24 protein-coding genes and 1 pseudogene are annotated in these 23128 nt (G+C 36.6%); 6 read left to right on the forward strand and 19 right to left on the reverse strand.

Annotated features, from left to right (window positions below):
- Window positions 1–178: 178 nt before the first annotated feature.
- Both ACF8D3_RS07720 and ACF8D3_RS07725 read left to right on the forward strand, forming a co-directional pair.
- On the forward strand, window positions 179–1687 hold the full coding sequence (locus tag ACF8D3_RS07720) for a phospholipase D family protein (RefSeq protein ID WP_392471079.1): 1509 nt from the start codon (window positions 179–181) through the stop codon (window positions 1685–1687).
- 119 nt (window positions 1688–1806) lie between these two features.
- Window positions 1807–2295 carry a pyridoxamine 5'-phosphate oxidase family protein gene (locus ACF8D3_RS07725; protein WP_019384544.1) on the forward strand — a complete coding sequence of 163 codons (489 nt, stop codon included), beginning with the start codon at window positions 1807–1809 and terminating at the stop codon, window positions 2293–2295.
- On the opposite strand, the gene ACF8D3_RS07730 is transcribed toward ACF8D3_RS07725, so the two are convergent.
- The 14 genes and pseudogenes from ACF8D3_RS07730 to ACF8D3_RS07795 form a co-directional block, all read right to left on the reverse strand.
- Window positions 2287–2910, reverse strand: a complete 624-nt coding sequence (locus ACF8D3_RS07730; RefSeq protein WP_392470976.1) for a class I SAM-dependent methyltransferase — start codon at window positions 2908–2910, stop codon at window positions 2287–2289. The two genes, ACF8D3_RS07725 and ACF8D3_RS07730, sit on opposite strands and share 9 nt — an antisense overlap.
- A gap of 21 nt (window positions 2911–2931) precedes the next feature.
- A complete protein-coding gene (locus tag ACF8D3_RS07735) occupies window positions 2932–3516 on the reverse strand; it encodes a uracil-DNA glycosylase family protein (protein ID WP_392470978.1) in 585 nt (194 codons plus the stop codon).
- A gap of 16 nt (window positions 3517–3532) precedes the next feature.
- Window positions 3533–4231 (reverse strand): annotated as a pseudogene (locus ACF8D3_RS07740) (histidine phosphatase family protein).
- 237 nt (window positions 4232–4468) lie between these two features.
- The gene (locus tag ACF8D3_RS07745) at window positions 4469–5341 is read right to left on the reverse strand and encodes an MBL fold metallo-hydrolase (RefSeq protein ID WP_023012818.1); all 873 of its coding nucleotides are present in this window, start codon (window positions 5339–5341) and stop codon (window positions 4469–4471) included.
- A 10-nt stretch (window positions 5342–5351) separates the two neighbouring features.
- Entirely contained in the window at window positions 5352–5762 is a 411-nt protein-coding gene (locus ACF8D3_RS07750; RefSeq protein ID WP_023012819.1) for a DUF6691 family protein, read from the reverse strand.
- Window positions 5759–6178: a YeeE/YedE family protein gene (locus tag ACF8D3_RS07755; RefSeq protein ID WP_392470981.1), complete on the reverse strand. Its 420-nt coding sequence runs from the start codon at window positions 6176–6178 to the stop codon at window positions 5759–5761. Before ACF8D3_RS07755 ends, ACF8D3_RS07750 begins: the two co-directional genes overlap by 4 nt.
- Before the next feature lie 82 nt (window positions 6179–6260).
- Window positions 6261–7007: a zeta toxin gene (locus ACF8D3_RS07760; RefSeq protein WP_061391999.1), complete on the reverse strand. Its 747-nt coding sequence runs from the start codon at window positions 7005–7007 to the stop codon at window positions 6261–6263.
- Between the two features lie 3 nt (window positions 7008–7010).
- On the reverse strand, window positions 7011–7265 hold the full coding sequence (locus ACF8D3_RS07765; protein ID WP_392470982.1) for a hypothetical protein: 255 nt from the start codon (window positions 7263–7265) through the stop codon (window positions 7011–7013).
- A gap of 77 nt (window positions 7266–7342) precedes the next feature.
- Window positions 7343–7819: a DUF6438 domain-containing protein gene (locus ACF8D3_RS07770; RefSeq protein WP_004879729.1), complete on the reverse strand. Its 477-nt coding sequence runs from the start codon at window positions 7817–7819 to the stop codon at window positions 7343–7345.
- A gap of 140 nt (window positions 7820–7959) precedes the next feature.
- Window positions 7960–8661, reverse strand: coding sequence for a 2-C-methyl-D-erythritol 4-phosphate cytidylyltransferase (gene ispD / locus ACF8D3_RS07775; protein ID WP_392470984.1), 702 nt, complete (start codon window positions 8659–8661; stop codon window positions 7960–7962).
- The gene (ftsB, locus tag ACF8D3_RS07780) at window positions 8645–9016 is read right to left on the reverse strand and encodes a cell division protein FtsB (RefSeq protein ID WP_004879733.1); all 372 of its coding nucleotides are present in this window, start codon (window positions 9014–9016) and stop codon (window positions 8645–8647) included. The genes ispD and ftsB overlap by 17 nt, the downstream gene beginning before the upstream one ends.
- 125 nt (window positions 9017–9141) lie before the next feature.
- Window positions 9142–10431, reverse strand: coding sequence for a phosphopyruvate hydratase (gene eno / locus ACF8D3_RS07785; RefSeq protein ID WP_004879735.1), 1290 nt, complete (start codon window positions 10429–10431; stop codon window positions 9142–9144).
- A 45-nt stretch (window positions 10432–10476) separates the two neighbouring features.
- Entirely contained in the window at window positions 10477–11334 is an 858-nt protein-coding gene (gene kdsA, locus ACF8D3_RS07790) for a 3-deoxy-8-phosphooctulonate synthase (RefSeq protein ID WP_007483084.1), read from the reverse strand.
- Window positions 11335–11366: 32 nt separating this feature from the next.
- On the reverse strand, window positions 11367–13004 hold the full coding sequence (locus ACF8D3_RS07795) for a CTP synthase (RefSeq protein WP_007483082.1): 1638 nt from the start codon (window positions 13002–13004) through the stop codon (window positions 11367–11369).
- A 368-nt stretch (window positions 13005–13372) separates the two neighbouring features.
- On the opposite strand from ACF8D3_RS07795, the gene ACF8D3_RS07800 reads away from it, so the two are divergent.
- The gene (locus ACF8D3_RS07800; RefSeq protein ID WP_392470985.1) at window positions 13373–13798 is read left to right on the forward strand and encodes an internalin; all 426 of its coding nucleotides are present in this window, start codon (window positions 13373–13375) and stop codon (window positions 13796–13798) included.
- A gap of 60 nt (window positions 13799–13858) precedes the next feature.
- Here the strand turns inward: ACF8D3_RS07800 and ACF8D3_RS07805 are convergent, their stop codons facing one another.
- The 4 genes from ACF8D3_RS07805 to ACF8D3_RS07820 all read right to left on the reverse strand — a co-directional run bounded on the left by ACF8D3_RS07805 (window position 13859) and on the right by ACF8D3_RS07820 (window position 18232).
- A complete protein-coding gene (locus tag ACF8D3_RS07805) occupies window positions 13859–14947 on the reverse strand; it encodes a YheT family hydrolase (protein WP_392470986.1) in 1089 nt (362 codons plus the stop codon).
- A gap of 15 nt (window positions 14948–14962) precedes the next feature.
- Complete coding sequence (locus tag ACF8D3_RS07810) at window positions 14963–15682, reverse strand: SGNH/GDSL hydrolase family protein (RefSeq protein WP_392470988.1); 720 nt, start codon at window positions 15680–15682, stop codon at window positions 14963–14965.
- 36 nt (window positions 15683–15718) lie between these two features.
- Entirely contained in the window at window positions 15719–16129 is a 411-nt protein-coding gene (locus ACF8D3_RS07815; RefSeq protein WP_392470989.1) for a nuclear transport factor 2 family protein, read from the reverse strand.
- Window positions 16130–16207: 78 nt separating this feature from the next.
- The gene (locus ACF8D3_RS07820; protein ID WP_392470991.1) at window positions 16208–18232 is read right to left on the reverse strand and encodes an FAD-dependent oxidoreductase; all 2025 of its coding nucleotides are present in this window, start codon (window positions 18230–18232) and stop codon (window positions 16208–16210) included.
- Between the two features lie 123 nt (window positions 18233–18355).
- Here ACF8D3_RS07820 and ACF8D3_RS07825 point away from each other — a divergent pair, with 123 nt between their 5' ends.
- On the forward strand, window positions 18356–18913 hold the full coding sequence (locus ACF8D3_RS07825; protein ID WP_004879746.1) for a PadR family transcriptional regulator: 558 nt from the start codon (window positions 18356–18358) through the stop codon (window positions 18911–18913).
- A 2-nt stretch (window positions 18914–18915) separates the two neighbouring features.
- Complete coding sequence (locus ACF8D3_RS07830; RefSeq protein ID WP_392470992.1) at window positions 18916–19836, forward strand: alpha/beta fold hydrolase; 921 nt, start codon at window positions 18916–18918, stop codon at window positions 19834–19836.
- A gap of 50 nt (window positions 19837–19886) precedes the next feature.
- Here the strand turns inward: ACF8D3_RS07830 and ACF8D3_RS07835 are convergent, their stop codons facing one another.
- Entirely contained in the window at window positions 19887–20930 is a 1044-nt protein-coding gene (locus ACF8D3_RS07835; protein ID WP_392470993.1) for a 3-deoxy-7-phosphoheptulonate synthase, read from the reverse strand.
- 622 nt (window positions 20931–21552) lie between these two features.
- On the opposite strand from ACF8D3_RS07835, the gene ACF8D3_RS07840 reads away from it, so the two are divergent.
- On the forward strand, window positions 21553–23127 hold the full coding sequence (locus ACF8D3_RS07840; RefSeq protein ID WP_392470994.1) for an ATP-binding cassette domain-containing protein: 1575 nt from the start codon (window positions 21553–21555) through the stop codon (window positions 23125–23127).
- The last annotated feature ends 1 nt before the right edge of the window (window position 23128 follow it).

Genomic DNA, 23128 nt, shown 5'->3' on the forward strand with positions numbered 1-23128 from the left:
AGTTGAATTAAAACTATAAATCATTGATTAAATTACCAATTACATTTAACCCTTGGAAACAAAAAGCATTTAGATATATAACAAAATCAATCACATGCAAATTGCTATTGGATTCATACGCTTGATAAATAAAATGATAAACAATTCATACCATTTCAAGATTACAACGCTTGTTATCATATTAGGAATAAGTGGCTGTTCATTGCCTCCCAATCAAATCCATGATCGGAGTAAATCCTTGCAAACAAAAACAAAATGGATGAATGATCCTCAAGCCGATCTTAATATTGAAAACGGTTTAACGGCTTTTTTAGCATTAGATGATGCCTTTTTAAGTATTGCCTCGCGTATTCATCTCATTCGAAATGCAAAACATCATCTCGATTTACAATATTACATTTGGAATGACGATGCCATTGGTAAAATGATGCTGCATGAATTGCTTAATGCAGCTGATCGAGGCGTTAAAGTTAGATTGTTAATCGATGATCAGAATGGCGTTAAACTCGATAAAACCTTGAAAGCCCTTTCACAACATCCAAATTTTGAAATTCGAATTTTCAATCCATATAAATTTAGACATTTACGTTTTATTGACTATGTGTTTAGACTAAATCGTATCAATCATCGTATGCACAATAAATTAACGATTGCCGATGCTTCTATTGCAGTAACTGGTGGTCGTAACATTAGTAGTGAATATTTTGAAGCAAGTGATCAGTTCCAGTTTAGTGATATGGACATTCTCTTCTACGGCAAAGCCGTAGATCGTGCTGAACAAGTGTTTGAAGAATTCTGGAGTGATCCTCTCAGTTATTCAACAGAACAACTTTTGGGTGATGGTAAACCACAACAATTAGAAAGTTTGAAACTAACCTATCAAGCTTTGGATGAAGTGAATACACCTACAGAAGAAAAGTTAGAGGCCGCTCAAGATTATTTAAAAATTCGTCTGCAAAACTACCCTATTCAATGGGCAAAGGCACATTTTGTAGCAGATCATCCCAATAAAGCCTTGGGAAAAGCAAAAGATCAGGAATTATTGTATTCCCAAGTTTTAAAAATCATGGGAAAACCCGCACAGCATATGGAGCTTGTCTCTGCTTATTTCGTTCCAACGCAACGTGGTACCCAATATCTCAGTGAGCTTTCTCAGAATGGCATCAAAGTAAGAGTTTTAACCAATAGTTTGGTGGCAAATGATGTCGCTGTTGTGCATTCTTTTTATAGTAAATACCGTAAACCATTATTAAAAAATGGTATGCAACTCTATGAATTTAAGCCAAATATTGAACGCAATAAACGGACGTGGTACGAAATCGCTACTGGTAGCGTAATTCCTAAAAAAGGTAAAAACCGTTCTAGCTTACACGCCAAGTTTTTTGATGTTGATGGTAAAGTTTTTATTGGCTCATTTAATTTTGACCCTCGCTCTGCTCATTTAAATACTGAAGTTGGCTTAGTAGTTGAGTCAGATCATTTACAAGATCAAATTACAGCTTTGCTTGATCAACATTTATTACAAGTCGCTTACCAACTTAAACTTGATGAAAATGGCAATATTGTTTGGTATGAACATAGATCAGATGGTAAAGTGATAAAACATGATCATGATCCTGAAAGCACGAAATTTCAGCGTTTTACCATGCACTTTGTGTCTTATTTTCCAGTGGAATGGATGATGTAAATCAACTTTTCTACATAGTAAAATTTGCCGAATTGACAAATAAGAAAAGATCAAATAGCGATATTATTTCAACTTTGTTGTGCTAAATTACCTTGAGAAACAATAATAAGGACAAGCACATGATTCTAGAAAAAGACTGGAAAAATATTCAAAAAATTTTTAAACTTGCACAAAAGACATCAATGCATGTTTCAATTGCTACAGTCGATCAATATGGTCAACCCAATATTACGCCTATCGGCACCGTTTTTCTCAATGAGAATCAAACTGCTTATTTATTTGATACATTTACTGAAAAATTAGCAGAAAATCTAATTCAAAATCCTAAAGCCTGTATTCAAGCAGTTAATAGTGGAAAGCTTTTCTGGCTAAGCTCACTGATTCAAGGAAATTTTAGTGATTATCCAGGCGTTCGTTTATATGTCGAAATTGGGGATTTACGTCCAGCCACTGAACAAGAGAAATTAGCAGTAGAACAGCGTGTGAAACCACTGCAATGGACAAAAGGCAGTCAACTGATCTGGTCTGATTTTAGCCATGTCCGTGACATCAAAATCAATGATTTTAGATGGATCAAATATCCAAGAATGATGGAAAATTTAATCTAAACTCATCTCAAATAAACACAATCCTTCTATTTCTAAAGGCATCTTAATATTTTCAAAAGATGCCTCCTTTAAAGCACCGATATGCTTCTGTTTATTCATATAAAGTTGATCATTTTGCATGGCATGAGGCGCACATAAATGGTCACAGACCAAGTAATAACCTTTAGGTTTTAATAATTTTTTTACTGTTATATGGAAATCGGCAGCATATTTTTTATGTCGAAGCTCATGCAATGCCTGATGGATAATAATAAAGTCATATTTTTGCTTTATAGCGCTTTGCCAATCAGGCTCTTTAAAATTCCCAATGAGATAATTGGTTCTTGCTTGCTGAGAAGAAGTTAACTTCTGTTGTGCAAGCTGATGCATAGCCTCAGAAAAATCAAAAGCTGTATATTTAATATCAGACAATTGTGATAGCAAATGCTGTGCTAAAAAACCAGGGCCTGCTCCCAACTCCAAAATATGACATGAATCAAAAGCATGACGCTTAATCAGACTGGAATAATACTCAAAGAAATCCTTTCTCCACGGGCGTTTCACATTCGCCGTATCTTGCCATTCCACAGCATCCTTATAATTACGTAAGTCAATTGGGCTAGCGACATCATTCATTAATTTCCCCTGCTTTTATAATTAAACCAAACCAATCCGCTCAAAAAAATGCTGATAAGCTTCTGCTTTTTTCTCTAAAGCCAATGGATATGCACGCGATGAAGATGGTAAACGGTATAAATTGAGCTCACGACTCTCAAAATTCACTTGTACCGACTGACCAATCATGGGCTTATTACTCTGCTCAGGAAAATGTAGCATCAATGTATCGGTAGCTTTATCTCCTGTTGTCATAATGGTATGACATTTCGGAATCTGTTTAAGCAATTGAGCGAGGTCAGTAGGTGTAACGATCTCTAAAAACTTATCTGACGCATTACCTTGTAGACGTTTTACTTGGAACGCCGTATCAAATATCCCCACACCAATTTCAGTCAAAAATTCACGAATTTTTTGCTCTTGAAAATTTTTATTGGCTAAATCTAAAAAATAATTTTTATCTTTAAAAAAGATTAAACCAAATATTCGCCACATGTCATTTTGGTAATTTGGATAATAAAAGTCCATTTTCCAACGACTTTGAGGTGGAGGAAAACTTCCCAACATTAACAACTTTGCATTGGAAGGCAAAAATGGCTTTAATGGATGTGTTTCTACTTCGATCAAAATCTTTAAACCTCAATTATAACCATGTCAAAAGATCTGGATTTTGTGATTTAATAAACTGATGTTCATTCATACTAAAAAGTTGTGGTTCATCATTTAATAGCTTTAAAGTTGTGATACTCGTATTTGCAATCGACCAGCTTAAGGCAAAAGTACGTTGTACATTTAACTCAAGTAATTTGCCTACAATCACTGAAATCACTCCAGCAGAAGTAAATACGATAGCTTCTTTTGCTTGAGTGTTTTGCAATTCAGTACATAAATTTTGTAATGCAACTTCTACACGAGTTTTGAATACAATCCATGACTCGTCATATTCATGAAGATAGGATTCATCTGTCCAACGTTGTATCGCTTGATCAAAAATTTGTGCTAAATAAGTTCTTGGATCTATTTCGTTATGAATCTCTTGTTTCAATAACTCTGGTTGTTCAAATTTAGGCTCATAACGTGAAAAAATTTGTTGATGATTAAACTCATTCCACAAAGCACTAGTTTGATAATTAGCCTGAGGAAAACACTCATTTAATGCGATTTGAGTTGTTTGTTAGTGACGTTGCATTGCTCCAGAAATAATCAGTGGCTGTTCAGTTATCGTTTTTTTAAAGTATTGCCCTAAGATTTTGGCTTGAGCTTCTCCATTTTCTGAAAGCTCATCATAATTTGTTTTGCCAAAAGAAGCTTGACCATGTCTGACTAAATAGATGGTGGTCATTAAATTACCTTATAATATTGCAAGTTCTAAAATGAGATGTATTTGTAGCATAGCTTTTTTATTGAATACAAAGATTTTTTGTTTAAGTTCTTATATTTTGGTTTTTTAATAATGAGATTTATATTTGTTCTTGCTATTTAAGAGGTATCCAAAATTTCTAAAAATTACAACTTAATTTTGCTTAGGCTATTTTAGAAATATAAAAATGCCATTCCGTAAAATGACATTTATTAAAAATTAGTGCTTAAAATAGTTAAAAGGCAGTTTCAGATAACGAATACCATTCGGTTCGGGTTCAGGAAAACGACCAGCATCCATATTGATTTGAATAGATGGCAAAATCAATTTTGGCATGGATAGCGTTGCATCTCTAGCATTACGCATGCGAACAAAATCTTGCTTTTGAGTATTCACATTAAGATGAATATTTGTCTGTTTTTGCGCTGCAATACTGGTTTCAGATTGATATTCATTTCGTCCGATCGGCTTATAGTCATGGCACAAAAAAACTCGCATCTGGTCAGGTAATTGATAAAGCTTATGCACTGACTCAAATAAAATATCCGCACTGCCCTTCGGAAAATCACAACGTGCAGTTCCATAATCGGGCATAAACAACGTATCTCCAACAAAAACTGCATCACCAATGACATAACTTAGACACGCAGGCGTATGTCCTGGCGTCGGAATGTTATACGCATCTAGATCACCAATTTTAAAATGCTCATGATCTTTAAAAAGATAGTCAAATGTTTGATGGCTATTCAACGTTTTAATATCAATATTATAAATTGCGCTAAATGTTTCTTGAACAATACTAATCTTTTCGCTCATGGCAATCTTTCCACCAAGTTGCGATTTTAGATATTGAGATGCTGTGAGATGATCCGCATGGACATGTGTTTCTAAAATCCACTCAGTTTTAAGCTGATTTTCTTGAATAAACTTAATAATATGATCAGCGCTGTGTGTCGATGTTGAAGCTGATGCTGGATCATAATCCAACACGCTATCGATAATGGCGCATTGTAATGTCTGTGGATCACTGACCACATAGCTAAAAGTATTGGTGTTTTCATCAAAGAAAGCTTTAACTTGAGGATGTTGCATGTTTACGCTCCTATCGTTCAGCCCATAAACGGTGAATGAAAATACCCAGTAACATTGAAGCAATAAAATACCAAGCTTCAGAATAACCTAAACCAATTAAAGTAATTGCTGGTGCTGGACAGATCCCAGCAATTCCCCAACCTACACCAAATATGACTGCTCCTAAAATCAACTTTTTGTCGATTTGGGTATTTGTAGGTAAAGAAATTTTTTCACCAAACAAGGTTTTAGGATTACGGATTGCTTTTTGGAATGGAATGATCGCGATTGCAATTGCGCCAACCATCACAAACATTAAACTAATATCCCACTGACCGAAAATATCTAAAAATCCTAGAACTTTTTCTGGATTCGACATGCCCGAGATCATTAAACCTAGAGCAAATAAGCTACCAAAGATAAAAGCGAATACATTTTTCATATTACCGCTCCTAAAACATGACGAATCACATACACAGTCACAATGCCAGCAAGAATAAATGTCATCGTTGCAATCACTGAGCGTATTGATAGACGGCTCATACCACAGATACCATGCCCACTGGTACAGCCTGAACCTAAACGTGTACCAAAGCCAACTAAAAGACCTGCGATGATCAAGCTAAATGGAGCTGCATTAATCTTAATTTCAGGTTGTACAAACAATCCATACAAAAATGGCGTGAGAAATAATCCAAGCAAGAACCAAAATGCTGGATTCGCTAAAAGTGATTTTGGTTGTAATACTTGTGCGAGTAGACCGCTAATACCCGCAATCCGACCGTTTACATAGAGGTAGCCTACGACTGCGATTCCGAGGATTCCACCACCGATTAAAGCTGAGATGATGCTAGACATTTGCTTTGCCCAATACACTATATGTTTTTATAATATATTATTAAGTATAATAATTAAAGCTATTTATTCATTTTGATACAAATTATTCAAACTCTGAAAGAACTTTATCTGCAAACCATATTGGAAATTCAGTAACCACTTGATTTAATTTTAATATTTCTGCATGTTCTATTTCAGCTAAAAAAGCAGCTTTTTGTCCATCAGATGAATTATCAAATAAAAATGCTCTGTCTGTAACTTCTACCGCCTGCATAAGTAAATCCATACTTCTAAAATATCGATCACGAATTTTCTGTTCTGGTACAGGATGCCCGCCTGTGCTTACTCGATATTTAACTCGAGCAATATTAATCTCAGGATCTACAGTAGAGACAAAATATAAGTATGTTTTGAATCCTTGAGCTTGGGCTTCTTTCAAGAACTCGACTTTACTGATATGAGACATCACGGTCTCAAAAGTAAAGCTTATTTTTAATCTTAGAAACTCTAAACGAATAAAATCAATAATTCGAGCCGCTAAATATGAATCAACATCTTGATGAGCAAAACGTATTTTCTTTTCACTTATTTGCTGAGGTTCTTGACTAAGTAAAGCAAATGTATTGTGGTTTAATTTTTTCTTCTTACTTCGTAAAAACTCAAGCAGTTTTAGTGGCTCAAGGTGATTATGATAGCTCTCTAAATCTAAAACTTGTGTTTGATTTAAGACTTTTTCTAATTCATCTGCATTTAAATATGCCCCGATATGTCGGGGCAATAAATAGTCTTTTATTGTACTTTTACCAGAACCATTTGGCCCAGCAAACATACGAATACGAGGTTGACGCATTTATTATATAAAAGCCTGTTTTCTCTTACGCTTAAATACTTTTTGAGTTGCTGTAATCGACGTATATGCCGCAGAAATATCTTTAATCACATTAATCTTACCAGAAGGTAGCTTCTCAATTAATTGATGATCTTTTGCGAAAACGACAGTAGAAGATTCACTAGCTTGCTTAAAAGCATCACGAAATGCTTGAACAGCAAGATTTGGAAGATTATCTTCTTCTTGCATTGTCATTTGCATGTTTGTAAAAGCTGTCATTTGTGAACCCTCCGCATTATTGCGTTGTATCGTTATACTAACATAACTGCGAATTTTGTCTAATTTTACAGCATCAGTTAACGTACTAAATCTTCAATTCCAATCAATGTCGGTAATTTCTCAATTAACTTATTTAACTCAGCATTTGCTGGAGAAATACAACCTTGATAATGGCTTAAACGCGTAACAGTACCATCTGGGCGTTTCCACCAAAAATAAGCACTAGGTTGATCAGTAGCAGTTTGCACACAACCTGTTGTTTTGACATTCGCACCAGTTTCAGGACGATATGTCTTAAGTTCCTGTTGGAGCTTTTTATAAACAGAAGGATCAACTGTAAGATCTTGAGTACCAATAACTTTCGTATATTGCTTACCATCAAAGTGCACAGCCCCAGATGGCGAAACCTCTACAGAATAAATTGGGCAAGCGCCAAAACAAGGACTAGAAGAATAACGTATAGTTTCTTGCATGGTATCTTGTGGTTGGTCGGGTGTCGTTGCACAGCCGACTAAAGAAAATGTAAAAAGACCTGCAAGTAATAATTTTTTCATTTGTTGATCCGTTATAAAGTATGTTATTCAAATTTAACAAATAGTGAAATAGTTGTCATTTATATTGATGTTAAAAGCTTTAATTTTCAACTTATTTATCTGCGATACTATGGTTGATATGACCTGTATTTACACTTTAACTATGGATTTTGCGACTGAAGAATTAAACGAGCAAGCTCTAAATCATCACTATAAGTAATTTTAATATTATCAGAACGACCTTGTACAACTTGTACGAGTTCATTTACATATTCAAGAGCGCTTGCTTCATCAGTAATTAAAACATTGTCTGCCAAAGCAGTTTCAATTGCAGATTTTAATGTTTTTAATTTAGCCATTTGAGGCGTTTGAGCTTGCCATAATAAGTCACGGCTTACGGTCTTTGCAATCAGATTATTGCTTTGAACCAATTTCAAAGTATCACGAACAGGTATTGCTAAAATAGAACTTTGATCTGCATTAATCGCAGATACAACCAATTGCTCTAAATTCTGCTGAGTTATGCAAGGTCTTGCTGCATCATGAACAAGCACCCAATCATCATCTGCCGCTATCTCAGATAAATAGATTAAGGCATTTAAAACCGAATGAACACGCTCCTTTCCACCTAAACAAAAATGTACTTTGTTTTGATTTTGAAAAGAGAGCGTTTTTGCAAAGTTATCTTGTTCGCCTATCGCAAGCACGCAACCAGCTAAATCGAGAGAGTTAAGGCGATTAACTGTATGTTCAAGTACAGTCTGATCATGAATATATTGGTATTGCTTTAATTCTGTTTTAGAAAAACGACTACCAGAACCTGCTGCTGGTACAACCGCCCACAGTTTAGTCTGGGTTTTCATTCGTCGCTGTATCTACTTTTGCATTTGGATCAATATAAATTGGCTTGTAATGAGTGCTAATTGTGCTCATTTGAACAAAAGTTTCATTAGGTTTAACTAAACCTAAATCAAGACGAGCATGTTCTTCAATCGCTTCTGTGCCATTTTTTAAGTCAAAAACTTCGGCCGCTAAAATACGATTTCGCTCTTTAAGCTCAGTATTTATTTCTGATTGTTGGGTAATTTGCTGCGTAAGCGCTTGGTGAGCAAGATAGCCTCCCTCACCAAACCAAAATTGGTACTGTAAGCTTGTAACCAATGCGATTACAAGCAACAAAATCAACTTACTTGAAGTAGATCGAAACATCTCTATCATGAAAAACTCTCTACATCTTTCTCAAAGGAAGATTATCCGCAAATTCTATAGGATTATGAATTTGCAGAGTTTCTCTCTTTTGTAAAGAAAGATGATCAAAAGTATTCAACATAGATAAATTGACCTTATTTTAGACCTTTGAATTCAGCCTTACCGCGGTAAGCTGCTTTCGTTAATTCTTCAATACGAAGCAATTGGTTATATTTCGCAACACGGTCAGAACGGCAAAGTGAACCAGTCTTAATTTGACCCGCTGCTGTACCAACAGCTAAATCAGCAATTGTTGAATCTTCTGTCTCACCAGAACGATGAGAGATTACAGTTGAATAACCATTTGCTTTAGCAAGGTAAATTGCATCTAAGGTTTCGCTTAATGTACCAATTTGGTTGTATTTGATAAGGATAGAGTTACCTACTTTCTCATCAATACCACGTTGTAAAATCTTAGGATTCGTCACGAATAAATCGTCACCAACCAATTGGATTTTATCGCCAAGAATTGATGTTAAGTAGCTCCAACCTTCCCAATCAGACTCATCAAGACCATCTTCAATTGAGATAATAGGATACTGATTTACAAGCCCAGCTAAATAATCAGCAAATTGATGGCTTGTAAATGCACGGTTACCTTCACCTTCTAAAACGTACTGGCCATTTTTATAGAATTCTGAAGATGCGCAGTCTAAAGCAAGCATCATATCTGAACCAGCTTTATAACCAGTCAACTCAATCGCTTGAAGAATAACTTGAATGGCTTCTTCGTTAGAACGTAAGTTCGGTGCGAAACCACCTTCATCACCAACTGCAGTATTTAAACCTTGTTTTTTTAGTACAGATTTCAAAGCATGGAAAACTTCTGCACCTGAGCGTAATGCTTCAGCAAATGAAGTAAAACCTACAGGCTCAATCATGAACTCTTGAATATCAACAGTGTTATCAGCGTGTTCACCACCATTTAAGATGTTCATCATTGGAACAGGCATAGTCAAAGTTGTTTGACCACGTAAGTTTGCTATGTATTGGAACAATGGAAGTTTTTGTTCAGATGCCGCAGCACGAGCAGCAGCCAAAGATACTGCTAAAGTTGCATTTGCACCTAATTTCTCTTTGTTTTCAGTACCATCCAATGCAATCATTTTGTCATCAAGCAATTTTTGCTCAAAAACATTTTGACCAACAAGTAATTCATGAATTGAACTATTTACATTTTGAACAGCAGTACGAACGCCTTTACCTAGGTAACGAGATTTATCACCGTCACGAAGTTCTAAAGCTTCACGAGAACCAGTTGAAGCACCAGATGGTGCACATGCACGACCAACAACACCAGATTCTAAAATTACGTCTGCTTCGATGGTTGGGTTACCACGAGAATCCAAAATTTCGCGTGCACGAATGTCAACGATTTGGCTCATGAACAATTCCTCTGTTGATTGAATAACAAGATGCAAATAGCTGCATCAATGAGTGTCTAACTTTTTGAATCCTTTAACTAAAGTATCCAATTCTTTTAATTGTGCCAAGAAAGGCTCAAGCTGTGATAAGCGTAAAGCACAAGGCCCATCACATTTCGCTTTTTCAGGATCTGGATGTGCTTCTAAGAACAAACCAGCAAGTCCAGTCGCCATACCAGCACGGGCTAAAGTCGTAATTTGAGCACGACGACCACCTGCTGAATCAGCACGACCACCTGGTGTTTGTAATGCATGAGTCACATCAAAGAATACAGGAACATTCATTTCTTTCATGATATCGAAGCCGAGCATATCAACCACTAAGTTGTTATAACCAAATGCTGAGCCACGCTCACAAAGGATAAGCTTGTCATTTCCAGCCTCTAAACATTTATGCAAGATATGACGCATTTCATGTGGAGCTAAAAATTGTGCTTTTTTAATATTGATGATGGCTTGAGTTTTCGCCATTGCTTCAACTAAATCAGTCTGACGACTTAGAAATGCTGGAAGCTGAATGATGTCAGCTACCTCAGCAACTGGCGCAGCTTGATGTGGTTCATGTACATCAGTAATGATTGGAACATTAAATTGTTTTTTAATATCCGCAAGCCATTCAATCCCTTTTTCTAAACCCGGTCCACGGAAAGAAGTTAAGCTTGAACGGTTCGCTTTATCAAAACTTGCCTTGAACACGTAAGGGATTTCTAAGCGTTTGCAGATATCAATATAAGTTTCAGCAATTTCAAATGCTAAATCTTTTGACTCGAGTACGTTCATTCCGCCAAATAATACAAATGGCAAATGATTTGCCATTTGTATATCGCCTAAACGTACAACTTCTTGTGGTTTTAATTGTGACATTTAAACTTTCCCAGTTTATTTAAAGAACTGCCTTATTTACCTTGTTTGTGCTGTTTTTTTGCAGCATCAATGAAACCAGCAAATAATGGATGTCCATCTCGTGGTGAACTTGTAAATTCTGGATGGAATTGTACAGCAATAAACCAAGGATGTTCAGGAATTTCTACAGTTTCAACTAAATGCTGTACTGAAGAATAACCTGAAATTTTCATACCCGCTTCTTCAAGCGTAGGAATGAAACGATCATTCATTTCATAACGATGGCGATGGCGTTCAGTAATTTCAGCTTTACCATAAACTTCACGTGTTTTTGTGCCTTCAACCAATTCAGACTTTTGAGCACCTAAACGCATCGTTCCGCCTAAGTCTGATTCAAGACTACGCTGTTGTAATTCGCCACGTTCATCTAACCATTCAGTAATTAAGCCAATTAATGGAGACTTTGTAGAACGATTAAACTCAGTAGAACTTGCTTCTGGAATACCAGCAACATTACGAGCATATTCAATTACAGCCAATTGCATGCCTAAACAAATACCTAAGAAAGGAATCTTGTTTTCACGAGCATATTGGATCGCACGCATTTTCCCTTCTGTACCGCGCTCACCAAAACCACCCGGTACAAGAATTGCATCAGCCGTACTCAAAACATTGATGTCTTGTTGTTCTAGATCTTCAGCATTGACGTAGTCAATTTGAACTTTAACGCGATTTTGAATACCTGCATGTAAAAGCGCTTCATTGACAGATTTATATGCATCTGGCAATTCAACGTATTTACCAACCATCGCGACGCGAACGGTATATTCAGGATTTAATAATGCTTCTACCACATTGTCCCAATCTTCAAGATTTGCTTCAGGAAGATCATTAAAACCAAAACGTTCACAAATTAAATCGTCAACCTTTTGTTCGGAGAAGTTACGAGGAATTTGATAAATTGTTTTTGCATCTTTACATACAACAACTGCACGCGCTTCAACATTCGTAAACAATGCAATTTTACGTTTTGTATCAGCATCTACATCATATTCTGTACGGCAGATTAAAATGTCTGGTTGAATACCAATAGAAAGAAGTTCTTTTACAGAATGTTGTGTAGGTTTAGTTTTTAACTCAGCAGCAGATTTAATATATGGCAATAAAGTTAAATGCATAAGCATCGTACGCTTATGACCAAGCTCAACCATTAACTGACGTACTGATTCCATAAATGGAAGTGATTCGATATCACCTACAGTACCACCAATCTCTACAATCGCAACGTCATAACCTTCGCCTGCACGAAGCACACGTTCTTTAATATTATCTGTGATATGTGGAATAACTTGAACAGTACCACCAAGATAGTCGCCACGACGTTCTTTATTTAAAACGTCTTGATATACACGACCACTTGTAAAGTTATTCAACTTAGTCATTTTTGCACGACGTAAGAAACGTTCGTAATATCCCAAATCTAAGTCAGTTTCAGCACCATCCTCTGTGACGAAAACTTCACCGTGCTGAAATGGGCTCATGGTACCTGGATCGACATTAATGTATGGATCCATTTTTACCATAGTGACTTTTAAGCCACGAGCTTCCAAAAGTGCAGCAACAGAAGCAGCAGAAATACCTTTACCTAGTGATGAAACAACACCACCAGTGACAAAAATAAAATGGGTCATTGAGTTTCTCGTACAATCGAGCCGAAATCGGCCTACAATGTTGGGCAATTTTACTGTACTCTGCCCCTATAAAGCAAAGTCAAACCGCATCAATTCAAAGAACTATAAACAACTGGTTATTCTATCAGCATTTTCGATAAAAATTTATGGGATTTGTGGAATTTTCATACTTAATTTAGTTTTCTCTAACCCAAAATACTGAATCTGTCAGAAAATAACCTATGAAATGAACTATTCGAAGCTTCTTTAGAAAAGAAAATTGGTTAAGCGTTTATAAAATATCAACAAACTGAATAATGATCAGTGATTCACTCTGATAATTTTACTGCTATAATTCCGCTGTCCTTATTTAATATGTTGTTTTGGCAATGGCGAATAAAAAACTTTTAATTTGTGCAGCACTTGCAGCAGGTCTTTTATTGACGGCTTGTGTGAAAAAAGAAGAACCTAAAAACGAAGAGCAGCAAGAACAGGCGACTGAGACTCAAGAAACTCAACAACCTGAACCAGAAAAAGCTCAAGAGTTTCAAGCTTTAGAAAGCGCAGATACACAAGAGTCTCCTGCTCCTGTAATTGAAACAACTCGTGAAGAAACTGAAAACACAACGACTGAAATTCGTCCAGCACAAACTTCTAATGACACAGCTACTCAAGAAGCTCCACGTACTGAACAACCAAAACCAGCCAAAGTAGAACAACCTGTAAAAACTCAAAGCTCTACTAGTCCATCTCAAACTGAAGATGATGCTGTAGCAGCTGCTATTGCGGCAGCAACACCTGCTTTAAATAATTAATCTATTCATTAGATTGAAAAGCCAGTTGCCTCCAACTGGCTTTTTTATTCATTCATTCTCTTAAGTTGTACTTTTAAAGAAGTCTGCAATTAAACGCGAAGCCCAAGATTTAGCACTAAAGCTTTCGTAAAAACCACAATGACTACCTTTCTTCGTCGTTACAACCGCAATATTATCCATCTGCTGAATCGCATCTTTATAAGGTTCTAAATTTTTAATTGAACACACAGGATCATCTTCAGCATTTAGAATCATCAACGGAATTTTGATATTCTCAAAAACATAGATTGGATTTATGGCTTGGCAATAACTTTGATAATCTTGATATCCCGCCATTTCAAAATAAACTTTCTCAAATTCCTCTAAATTCGTAGTTGCAAGTACTTTCTCAATTGAAGAAACCTGATTCCACATATCTTGATAAGGTTGAATAAAATATTTGAATAACTTTTTAGTCATCATTTTGCTATAAAACGGATGAACATTTTTAAATCCAATTTCCGTATTGTAACCGGGACACATCGCAAAAGCTGCTTTGAAAGGTGTGTCAGAGCCTTGTTCTCCCAAGTACCGAACCAATAATCCAGTTCCCGCAGAAGAGCCAACCGCATATAGTTCTGTTTGAGGGAATAAACTTTGAATATGCAGTAACTGTTCCCGAAGATCACTCGTCGATCCGAACAAGGAAATACGCGGGACAGGCATAGGTAAACCTGCATGACCACGGCGCAAACAGAGTGCGATGCGCCATCCTGTATATTCATGTAAATCTTTGACAAGCTCACGCATACTTTCAGGTGTTCCCGTAATTGTATGCATGATCACCACTGTTGGAGTCTCTGCTGGTAAATCATATCCATACCATGCTATCGCAGTGATTCCTCCATCTTGCATCGTCAGTTGGTCAACGCGATCATACTCAAGTTTTATAGTTTTCTTTCTAATCACATCAAAATAAAGTAAATGAAGATGGGTATTACTCAACCACGGCGTTGGGCGATATTTTTCTCGTAACTGGGGTAGCTTTTCGAGTGTATTTTTAATTTTTCCTTTTGGGTCATAATACATTTTGGGTTGTTCAGCACCAACAACTGCATCAAATAATTCTGAACCTAAAACTTTAATTTTATTTAAAGCTGAAATGCCCATATCCGCTCACTACCTTTAACGATAAGTAAATGTTTCTCGCACTAAAAATGCGACTTTTTGCCCCCAAATTGCGTAAATTTCTTTACTCGGATGAAAACCATCACTTGCCATAGGCAAATTTAATGCCTGAAACTCTTTTATATCATATTGGATAAATTTAAATTTATCTTGCGGCATCAACCATTGTTGTAATACTTGATTCATTTGCGCTGCATATTTTCCAAACAACCATGCCAAAGGATTAGGCAAAGCAGGAAAATGTTGCATTGGTGGCACACCAGACACGATGATTAATTTCGGATTAAACCTGTTTTGAATATCTATAAATAATTGTTTTTGTTGTTTTAACCATGATCTCGCTGAAGTGAATTTCGTAACATCATTCACTCCTATTGATGTAATGACAATATCGTACTTCTGATCACTTATTTGTTTAGCTGCCTGAATCACTTGTTGTGTCGTGTCACCTGTTTGCGCTTGTAACTTCCACGTCAAAGTAAATTCACTGTAAAGTTCTGTAATGATCGCACCCGACAAAGCATCTTTCTGCGTTGCTACACCAACACCAGCTGCAGCAGAATCACCAATAATAAGCAATGAAAGTGGTTTTCCACTGCCTACTACTCCTTCTCTATCACCACTTGCTTCTGGAAGACTAGGCGTATTTTTACGGACTTTGATTCCTTGTATAGCAACAATAGGAAGTAATGCAAATGTCGTAATTTTTAACCACATTTTCAAACCTCAATTTACTTAGGCTATTTGGTGTTTTTATGCATTCGCTTGATATTGAGCAAATCGAGCGCCCATTTGTTCTGCAAGTGCAGCCAATCCACTCCTTGGACGAATCATCACTTCAAAATCAATAATTTTACCTTGTTCATTAAATTTGATCATATCGATCCCCTTTAATGACTTACCACTGACATTGGCACTAAACTCAAGCACCACATTTTCACCGTCTTCAGTATAGAAATCACGGTGATAGGTAAAATCCTGAAACACCTGAATCACATTTGTGAGAATAAAGAAAACAACATGTTTCCCTTCATAAGGCTTATATGCGACTGGTGAACGGAACATGACATCTTCTGCTAATAAATCATTTAAGCTTGTCAAATCACGAGTTTTAATCATCTCATGCCATTGTTCTAAAGAATGTTTCATTGTTGCGAGTGTCATTGTTATACTCCTTTTTAAATTATGCTATGATTTATATATTTAAGGGCATTCCTCTTTGGAAGAATGCCCTAAATTGAATTATACGACTGCTGCTAATTCAGCGCCTTGGCGAATCGCACGTTTTGCATCTAGCTCACCCGCTTCTTTCGCACCACCGATCAGATGTACATTCTTTCCATCTGCTTTAAGTTGGTCGTACATTGCTGTATATGATTCTTGTCCTGCACAAATTACGACATTATCTACTTCAAGTATGTGTGTTTGGCCGTCAACCGTAATATGCAAACCTTGATCATCAACTTTGTCATAGCTAGCACCTGCAATCATTTTCACATCACGATGTTTCAAGCCAGTACGATGAATCCAACCCGTCGTTTTACCCAAACCTGCGCCAACTGCAGCGGTTTTACGTTGTAAGAGGTAAATTTCTCGCTCAGATTTTTCAAGCTCAGCTGGTTTTAACCCACCCACATTTTCATATGATGTATCAATACCCCATTCATCATAGAATTTTTGTGGGTTTAAACTTCCGCTATCACCTTCATGCGTTAAGTATTCCGCAGTATCGAAACCAATACCACCCGCACCAATAATTGCGACACGCTTACCTACAGGCACACGCTCTCTTAATACTTGGATATAGCTCAATACTTTTGGATGATCAATACCTTCAAACTGTAATTGGCGAGGCGTAACACCTGTTGCAACGACGATGTCATCGTAGTTTGCTTGACTCAACTCTTCATAAGTCGCAGTGTGGTTCAGTACGAGCTCAATATTCGGTTGTAATTCAATTTGACGTTTGAAGTAGCGTAAAGTCTCATAGAATTCTTCTTTACCAGGAATCGTTTTCGCAATGTTAAATTGGCCACCAATTTGATTGCTCGAATCAAATACTTTTACTTTATGACCACGACTTGCAGCATAGGTTGCAAAGCTCAAACCAGCTGGACCTGCACCAATCACCGCAATATTTTTTGCTGTGTTTGCTTCTTTAAAAATAAGCTCAGTTTCATAACATGCGCGCGGATTCACTAAACAAGTTGCAATTTTCATAGAGAAAATATGATCTAAACATGCTTGGTTACAACCAATACATGTATTGATTTCATCACTACGACCTTCACTAGCTTTTAATACAAATTCAGCATCTGCTAACATTGGGCGTGCCATTGAAATCATATCCGCATGGCCAGATGCCAATACGTGTTCTGCCATTTCCGGTGTATTGATACGATTCGATGTAATCAGTGGAATAGAAACTGTACCTTTTAGCTTCTCAGTCACCCAAGTAAATGCTGCACGAGGAACTTTGGTCGCAATCGTTGGGATACGTGCTTCATGCCAGCCAATCCCTGTGTTAATGATCGTAGCACCTGCTTTTTCAATTTCTTTTGCGAGTTGAATGACTTCTTCTAAACTCGAACCGCCTTCAACCAAGTCAAGCATGGATAGACGATAAATAATAATGAAGTTCTCACCAACTAATGCGCGTGTACGCTTTACAATTTCAATCGGAAAACGAATACGGTTTTCATAGCTACCACCCCATTCATCATCACGATGGTTGGTACGCGCAGCAATAAATTCATTAATTAGATAACCCTCTGAACCCATGATTTCGACACCATCATAGCCAGCGTATTGAGCAAGCTTGGCACAGTTAGCAAAATCATCAATTGTTTGTTGTACTTCCGCTGAACTTAACGCTTTAGGTTTTATTGGGTTAATTGGTGCTTGGATAGCAGATGGTGCAACGTTATTTGCTTGATAAGAATAACGACCCGTATGCAGGATTTGCATAGCAATTTTACCACCAGCTTCATGCACAGCCTGAGTAATCACTTTATGTTTTTCAGCTTCTTCTATCGAATCTAATTTTGTACCGTGTGAAAAAACAACGCCATCATCATTTGGAGAAACACCACCCGTTACGATTAAGCCCACATCACCTTTTGCACGTTCAGCATAAAATGCTGCCATACGATCATAACCTTGTGGTGCTTCTTCTAAACCAATATGCATAGACCCCATAAGCACGCGGTTTTTTAAAGTTGTAAAGCCTAAATCAAGTGGCTTTAATAAATGTGGGTAAGCTGACATGTTTTCTCCTTTGGCTAGCAATCTGCTTGCTAATGCAACTTGTTGCATAAAGTTATAAACAAGATTTGATTTTTATGCAACATATTGCATAATTCTAATGAGTCATTTTTATTACGGAATATTATGTCACTTGCCCATGTTTTATTGACAAGCTTATTAGAAAAGCCAAGTACTGGTTTTGAATTAGCTCGTCGCTTTGACCGTTCAATGGGCTTCTTTTGGAATGCGACTCATCAGCAAATCTATCGTGAACTCAATGGGATGCTGAAAAAAGGATGGATTTCTACACTAGAAGAACAAGCTGCGAATAGCCGAAAAAAGACCTATCAAGTCGAACAACTCGGCAGAATACAACTCGCTTCATGGATTGAACAACAAAGTGAACCTGCGCAACTGCGCGATGACCTTATGGTTAGATTAAGAGCTGAAGCTCAACTCGGCGGTAACAATATTTTACCTGAACTTGAGCGTCATCTTGAGCTTCATAAGGAAAAATTAAGCTTATACCAAGCAATTCATGATAAAGATTTTAAAAATCATGAACCGACTAATCGCATCCTCTTTATCCATAAAATGATCCTTGAACTCGGTATCATTAAAGAAAATGAATGGATAAAATGGTTAGAACAAATGATTCCTCAATTAAAGAAATTTGAGCAATCAGACAAAACTGGAGAATAATAATGCCGTTTTATACTATGCCTGACCAAGAAAAACTTTTTGTACGTCGTGTTGGCGAAGGTGAACCTGTACTCGTATTGTCAGGACTTGGTATGCATAGTTGGCAATGGCTACCTTTCCTATTTGCAAATCGTAAGCAATACGAGTTTATTATTCCCGATTGGCGTGGTTTTGGTGGCTCAAAGAACTGCGCTATTCCTGAAATGGATGCCATTTCAAGCCATTGGAATGATATAGATGCATTGATCAAGCAATTGAAACTAGATCAATTCATCTTAATGGGCTATTCCATGGGCGCAACGACGGCAATGCATGGTATGAAGCATGGTGATCTAGCAAATAAATTAAAAGCCTATTTACACATTGACCAAACACCCAAAATTGCAGTTGATGATTCTTGGCAATATGGTTTATTTGGGCAAAAACAACCTCAATTTAAAAAGCTACTCCTCGACATACAAACACTTCTGCTAAATTATAAATACGCTCAGAAGTTAGAGGATTTACCTGATGATGTTCGTTATAAGCTAGTAAGTTTATGGGCTGGATTCATTGAGTTTCAGAGCAGCAACAGTTACAGCCCTAAGATTTTCAAACTCGCATTACATCGCCCATTCTTACAAAAGTATTTACTCCCAATTCAACGCCTAGATTACTTGCTTTGGTATGTAGAGAACTATTTAAATCACGATGAAGATTATCGTGAAGCAATCAGTCATGTTGATTGCCCAACGACCTTCTTTATTGGTCGTGAATCTACGCTTTACCCTGAAACAGGACAAACACTGATTGCGAACTCGTTAAGCAATGCAACAGCCGTTTACTTTGAGCATTCAGGGCACACACCTCTAATTACAGAACCAAGAAAATTCAGCCAAGAAATTGTGCATTTTCTTAATGCTCAATCTAAACATGCTGCCTAAATCAAAATAAATATAAAAAAGCCAATCTCAATGATTGGCTTTTTATACTTTTATACTTTTGATCTCATCTGCTCAGCAATATCCAATAAAGCTTGTGCTGTTTTATCCCAGCCTAAGCAGCCATCAGTTACAGATTGACCATAGGTCATATCACATGAAATCTTTTGATTTCCATCTACTAAATGACTTTCTATCATTACACCACGAACTTTTGACTCCGCACGCTCATCGATGATTTGTTGCAAAACTTGTGGTTGTAATAACGGATCTTTACCGCTATTTCCATGACTACAATCAATCACCAAAGCAGGCATATGTTTATGTTTGAAATGCATCGCCTGAATTGAGGCTAAATCATAATTTATTCCGTGATTTGAGCCACGTAAAATTAAATGTGGTAATGGATTGCCATTGCTATGAAGGATCGCAGGTAAACCTTGTTGTGTCATACCTAAAAATTGGTGTCCATTTAATGCTGACTGAATCGCATCTAAAGCAATCTGAATAGAACCATCTGTACCATTTTTGAAGCCGATACTGTACGGCATATGGCTTGCAATCTCACGATGAATCTGAGACTCACTGGTTCTCGCTCCAATAGCGCCCCAAGCTAACAGGTCATCAAAATAACCTGTTGCCATAGGGCTAAGAATTTCACTCGCAATCGGCAAGCCTTTCTCAATAAGCTGTAAATAAAGCTGACGTGATTTTTCTAAACCAAGTTGTAAATCTGATGATCCATCTAAATTCGGATCGTATAAAAAACCTTTCCAACCTACCGTGGTACGTGGTTTTTCAATATATGCACGCATCACGAGGAAAATTTGATCTTTGACTTGTTCTTGTAATTTTTGTAGCCGATCAGCATATTCAAGCACTGCAACTGGATCATGTATTGAACACGGCCCTGTTATCACCATTAAACGATGATCATGTCCAGATAAAATGTTTTGAATCGTTTGACGATGTTTTGAAATTTGCTGCGCTAAAGTGACAGACAAGGGATACTGCGCTTTGAGTTGTGATGGCAAGCTAAGCATTGATTCTTTTGAATGAGTTTGTGGTTGTGTCAAAGCAGTATTTAAAGCGTTCATTATTCATTTCCTTTGGACTGTCCTTCTTCGCAGTCCAGATCATTTATTTGAGCAATAGGGATCTAAGCAATAATTGATGTTGGCTAAAGTAGAACCAATAAAAGCTGCTAAAATATGACTTATTAAATTTATACATGGTATTTCTCCTAAAGTAATGATTGTTAGAGCATAAAAAAACCTGATCGGTGTTGCCGATCAGGTATTAACTGGTTGGGCAACCTTTCCGATGCCCGAAACGCGTCAGGCAACTAAATATATTGCCAAAAATAAAAGTATGCGTTTGTGTTTACAGTATGCTTTAACATGTTTATTTCAAATATCTAAAAAACTGTTCCTAAGTATTAAATTACGCACTATTTTCTCGTTTGACAAGCACTTTTTATATTTTTTTAAACATAACTTCAAAATAAGAAAAATTGACCTCTCAACATTTTACTCATAAAATAGTGTAAAAATACACCAATTTGAGATTACGCCAATGAAGTAAGTTCTATTTTTTAACATCAAATACCCTTTCTTTTTTGATGTGCAAAATAGGCTTATCTATCTTTTAGTGGTTTCTATTCTAAGAACTTATTCTTATTATTCTATTTTGTATATCCTGTTTTTATGAGGTTTTCTTATGACCCAACAGGCATGTATTATTTCCAACTTAACGCTTGATTTTCCACAACAAAAAATTTTTGACAACATTTCTTTCCAATTACCTTTAAATTCATTTTCAGGCCTAGTTGGAAAAAATGGACAAGGTAAATCCTTGCTCATGTCTATATTACATTTGCAGAAGAAAAGTGAGGTTGCTTATTCTGGTCAAATCTTGTGGCAATGCCCTCATCAACATCTCACTCAACTACAGCGAATTAAAGAAAGCACAATTGCTCAAGCTTTAAATATTCATGAATTATATTTTTGTTTTGAACGTATAAAGCAAGGCATTGCTTCATTTGCAGATTATGATCAAGTTGAAAATCTCTGGCATTTACCTGCTCATTGGCAACAATTGCTAGAAAGCGCAAATTTACCAATTGATCTTGATACTCGTATTCAAGATTTGAGTGAAGGACAAAAAACCAAACTGGCACTATGCCGTTTATTTCTTCTTAAAGATCATTATTTACTTTTAGATGAACCAAGCAATCATTTAGATACTCAAGGGCGTAACTGGTTAATTGATCAAATGAGTCAGCACCAAACTGGCGGGCTAATTATTAGCCATGATCGACAACTTTTAGATCAGGTACAGGGTATTTTTGTTCTGAATCAGCTAGGGTTACACTACTACGGTGGGAACTATTCACATTATCAGCAACAACATCTAATACAAGTTGAAGCACTATCAAAGGCTGTCCATCAGGAAAAAAGAGAAATTCGAGCGCTTAAAGAACAGCAACATCGAAACCAAATGAAAGCACAAAAACGGAAAAAGACAGGTGAAAAATTAAGGACCTCAGGCTCTCAAGCGCCTATCTTATTAGATGCAAAAAAAGAACAAGCTGAGCAATCGCTTTCTCATTTACGCAACCAGCAAATCAAGCGACTAGCCGATGCAAAAGATAACTTAATGCAAAAACAGACTCAACTTGAACATTTAAAATCACAGTCTTTTGAGTTTAACCATATCACCGAAAAAACAGGAGAAATCTTACGTTGCCAAGATTTAACACTTGATTTTAATCTTTCTATATCAATCAATTTTGCAGTGAATGCTTCAGAAAAAATTCATATACAAGGTGAAAATGGAATAGGTAAATCTACCTTATTGAAGACAATTCAAGGTCTTATTAAGTCTCATGAGGGCAAAATGTACTGTAATGTACAAACAGCTTATCTCGATCAAAACATATCTTTTTTAGCTGGTGAAATTTCTGCAACAGAATATTTAAAGACTATCAATGCAAATCTAACAGAACAGCAAATACGAACATCGCTTGGCAACATGAAAATTCGTAGAGACAAAGCACTTATACCATTAAAAAATTTAAGTGGTGGAGAACGCTTAAAAGTCGCTTTACTGGCTTTAAAATTTCAGCATGTGGAGCTTCTGCTTTTAGATGAACCTGAAAATCATCTGGATATTGAATCTAGAGAGTTATTAGCACACGCAATTAAGCACTTTAATGGTTCTGTACTACTGGTATCACACGATGATTCATTTATTGACGCATGTGAAATCACGAATTCATATCATTTAAAATAGT

The sequence above is a fragment of the Acinetobacter sp. YQ_14 genome (assembly GCF_043102985.1).
Classification (GTDB): Bacteria; Pseudomonadota; Gammaproteobacteria; order Pseudomonadales; family Moraxellaceae; genus Acinetobacter; species Acinetobacter venetianus.